The organism is Corynebacterium sp. HMSC05D08 (assembly GCF_001807215.1).
GTDB lineage: Bacteria > Actinomycetota > Actinomycetes > Mycobacteriales > Mycobacteriaceae > Corynebacterium > Corynebacterium striatum.
Map to the genome: position 1 here is coordinate 1 of NZ_KV788365.1, position 3,253 is coordinate 3,253.

The 3,253-nt window shown below is 57.0% G+C and carries 2 protein-coding genes and 2 pseudogenes; 1 reads left to right on the forward strand and 3 read right to left on the reverse strand.

Annotated elements, in window-relative coordinates; genetic code table 11:
- Positions 1–334 precede the first annotated feature (334 nt).
- From HMPREF3148_RS12950 to HMPREF3148_RS12960, 3 genes and pseudogenes are all read right to left on the reverse strand, one after another.
- A complete protein-coding gene (locus HMPREF3148_RS12950) occupies positions 335–517 on the reverse strand; it encodes a hypothetical protein (protein WP_005324624.1) in 183 nt (60 codons plus the stop codon).
- Between the two features lie 30 nt (positions 518–547).
- Positions 548–1,438 carry a cation diffusion facilitator family transporter gene (locus tag HMPREF3148_RS12955; protein WP_005328806.1) on the reverse strand — a complete coding sequence of 297 codons (891 nt, stop codon included), beginning with the start codon at positions 1,436–1,438 and terminating at the stop codon, positions 548–550.
- 212 nt (positions 1,439–1,650) lie between these two features.
- Positions 1,651–2,755: pseudogene (locus HMPREF3148_RS12960) on the reverse strand (IS1249 family transposase).
- A gap of 114 nt (positions 2,756–2,869) precedes the next feature.
- On the opposite strand from HMPREF3148_RS12960, the pseudogene HMPREF3148_RS12965 reads away from it, so the two are divergent.
- Positions 2,870–3,220 (forward strand): annotated as a pseudogene (locus HMPREF3148_RS12965) (transposase); the annotation flags it as partial.
- Between the last annotated feature and the right edge of the window lie 33 nt (positions 3,221–3,253).

Below are 3,253 nucleotides of genomic sequence, written 5' to 3' on the forward strand. Positions count from 1 at the left end.
GGCGCCGGCACTCTGCACTCGGGATGGTCAGCCCTGTCGACTTCGAGAACCACGCCGACGCAATCAACAGCAGAAAAGAAATAGCTGCCTAACCACTAGGTAGCTCCACTACGTGTCCACGATTTGCGGGCAACCCCACGAGCCCTAGCCGGAATTAAAGGCTATGAAACCGACCTGACCGCTCTTCCCGCCTAGGAGGTTATCGGGCATTACCGCAGGCTATTCCACATTGAAAATGTCGTATCGGATGTCGAAATCAGACCTGAAAGCACGCCCAATCTATGCGAGGAAACAAAACTCGATCACAGCACATCTCAATATTGTGATGGCAGCACTAGCCGTGACCCACCTGATGGAGACCCGCAGTGGTCACTTCATCAAACGCCTCGTGAGAACACTCAAGAAATACCGCAGCTTTCAACTCGTCGTTGGCGGCGAAACCATTCACGCCGCCGTACCATTCCCGCCCGACCTCACTGCCACCATCCAAGTAATCACCGGCCGCGAACTTCCGCACAAAATTGGCCTAAGTCAGGTTAGAAGGGAATCAGCACACCGTCTCGTGGGATTCGTGCTCTGGGTGCTCAATCTGGATGGTGGAGTGCTCGATACCGTGTTCGCGCAGGGCCTGCTGGGCGGCATCCAACAGCGGGCCGGTGCCGACGGTGCCGTCGCGCACGATATGCACGGTCGTGAGCACGTTCACGCCGTCCAGGCTCCACAGGTGCAGGTCGTGGATGTCAGCAACGCCCTCGACCTGCCGCAGCGCGGGCTCGATCGCACTGGCGTCGAAGTCCGCCGGGACTTGCTCGAGCAGCACGCTCGCCGAAAGCCGCATGAGCTGCCAGGCGCGCGGCAGCACCATCGCCGCGATCGCTAGGGAGGCGATCACGTCCGCCGCCACAAACCCCGTGGTCAGTACCACGATGCCGGCCACGATTACTGCGACCGAGCCGAGCATATCCACTAACACGTGCAAGAACGCGCCCTCCACGTTGATCGAGGATTTGCGGTGCCGGTGCAGAACCCACGCCGATAGCGCATTCGCCACCAGGCCGATCACCGCGATGATCAGCATCGTTTTTCCCTGCACTTCGGCCGGGCTCTGCAGGCGGCGCACCGCCTCGACGACAATCCACACCGAGATCGCCAGCACCATCACTGCGTTCGCCAGTGCAGCAAGCACCTCCACTCGTCGGTAGCCGTACGTGGCCTGAGCCGATGCTTGTCGGCGCCCAACCAACACCGCTAACACCGCGATGATCAACCCCGCAGCGTCGGAAAGCATGTGCATCGCATCCGCCATCAGCGCCATCGAACCCGCCAACCAGCCGCCGATCAGCTCCGCGAAGAAGACGGTGCCGGTAATGCCTAGCGCAATCAAGAGTGCGCGCAGCGGCGTGCTGGAGTGATCGTGGTCGTGGTGCTCGTGTGCCATGCACTCAGCCTATCCCCGTCGACGCTTATTGACAATTAAATGAAAATGGATGGCGGTAAGCGCAGCCACTGAGGCCAAGTCGGCCTGATTTAGGTCATTGTGCAGTTGTCCTTTGAATGTGTAGAGAAGCTGAAACATGAACAACCAAAAAGTAGGGTTAAGTAGCAGAATGTGTGTCCGTTCGGCGTGTTGCGGGGCGGGTACACGGTTAGTTACTTCATGGGGTCTTTTCTGATTCCTATCGAGTGTTCGTACTCGGTTGGGATAGCGTTGTCGTAGAAGGCTGGTCGGCCTGTTTCTTGGTCGGCTTTGTTGTGGTTTTCTTCGGCAAGATCGTTGACTTTGGCGAGTTGATCTTGGTCATAATTGCACTGCCTGGCGGTATTTAGCGGATCGTCAGGCAGTTGCTTTTTGGTGTGGAGGTACCACTCGAGCATTTTTCGTTGGCGTTCCCCTGACCTGCCTCGGTGCGCATCGGCGATGCGTTTGAGCCTGGCGTTGATTCCGCCTTCAAGACTGTTTGTCGTTGAAGCCCAGCGTTTAGGATCAGGCACATTCGGTGGTGGCTTAAGGTAGGTAAACAGCCAATTGTTGCGCGAGAGGTGCAGCAGTGAGTTGTAGGCTTTGCGTACCCGCAGATGAGTCCATTCCCACTGGTTATTGAGAGTTCGGCGCTCTTTGGCCACGGAGGTTTTCTCGTTGAGGAATGTTTTGAATACCTGACCGAAGCCGTGCAGACGCAGCGTCCACCCCCGTGTCTGATCGAGCGTGGTGACACGGGTTAGTTTCAACGCCAGTGCGTAGATGGTTTTGCCGGCGTCGGTGCGCGGCCGTGAGGTGGTGTAGCGGCGGATGACCCGTTGCGCATGGACGAGACAACGCTGAATCATCGCGTTTGGCCCGCAGGCTTTAATCGCGGTGAGTGCGCCTTGTCCGACGTCGATGACGACGCAGAGCGGCTCGGCGATTTTGCGAAGAAGCTGCGTGTATGCGTGGACAGTTTCGTGTTTGGTCCAGTGCCAAGCAATGACGTGGTGGCGTCGATGAAGATCTGCTCGTAGACGCGCTGCGGGGCACCGTCGTTGGGGACGTCGATGAGCCAAAACGGTTCAATCGGCGATCAAGTGTCCAACGACTCACCCTTTGTTGCCCGGCGAGTTCAGACAACGTCACTGTGGAGGTGACATAGGAGATGAAGGCTTTAAAGTCGCAGGCCTGAGTGAGATCGGTGCGGGTTCGTGTCGTGGAGCTGCCGCAGTTCGGGTCTTTGCACCGCCACCTGGTTGTGCCTTTGGATGTGGTTCCGTTTTTCTTCATTTGCCCAGCACATACCGGGCATCGTGGTCTGTTTTTACTCACCCGGAAAGCACACCAGAGAGTGTCTGATGGTTTGTGTGTGGGTACCTAACCTGCATGAGGAGATGGACCAGAATGACTACTGTGGCGAGACGAGATCCGGCTGATAAGGCCAAGATTGATACGATTGAAAAGAAGCTGCTTGCTAATCCTGACATCGCGAAACTGATTGATGACCTAGGCACGTCCACAACGGATGCCAACGACCTAGTTCGCGGCATGTTACAAGCCTCGATTACCAGGGGACTCAACGCTGAAATGGATGCCCACCTGGGCTACGAGTCTGGCGACAGGAGCGCTAAAGCTGCAGCTAGAACAGACAATTACCGCAACGGGTCGTATCCAAAGACCGTGGATTCTAACTACGGGCCAGTCACCGTTGATGTCCCTCGGGATCGGGCTGGAACATTCTTTCCGACTATGGTGGCTCTTCCGGTTTTAGGGTGCATTGATTAGTTC

Coding starts and splice junctions, on each gene's coding strand:
- HMPREF3148_RS12955 (WP_005328806.1), bottom strand. CDS start 1,438: ATGGCACACGAGCACCACGACCACGATCACTCCAGCACGCCGCTGCGC.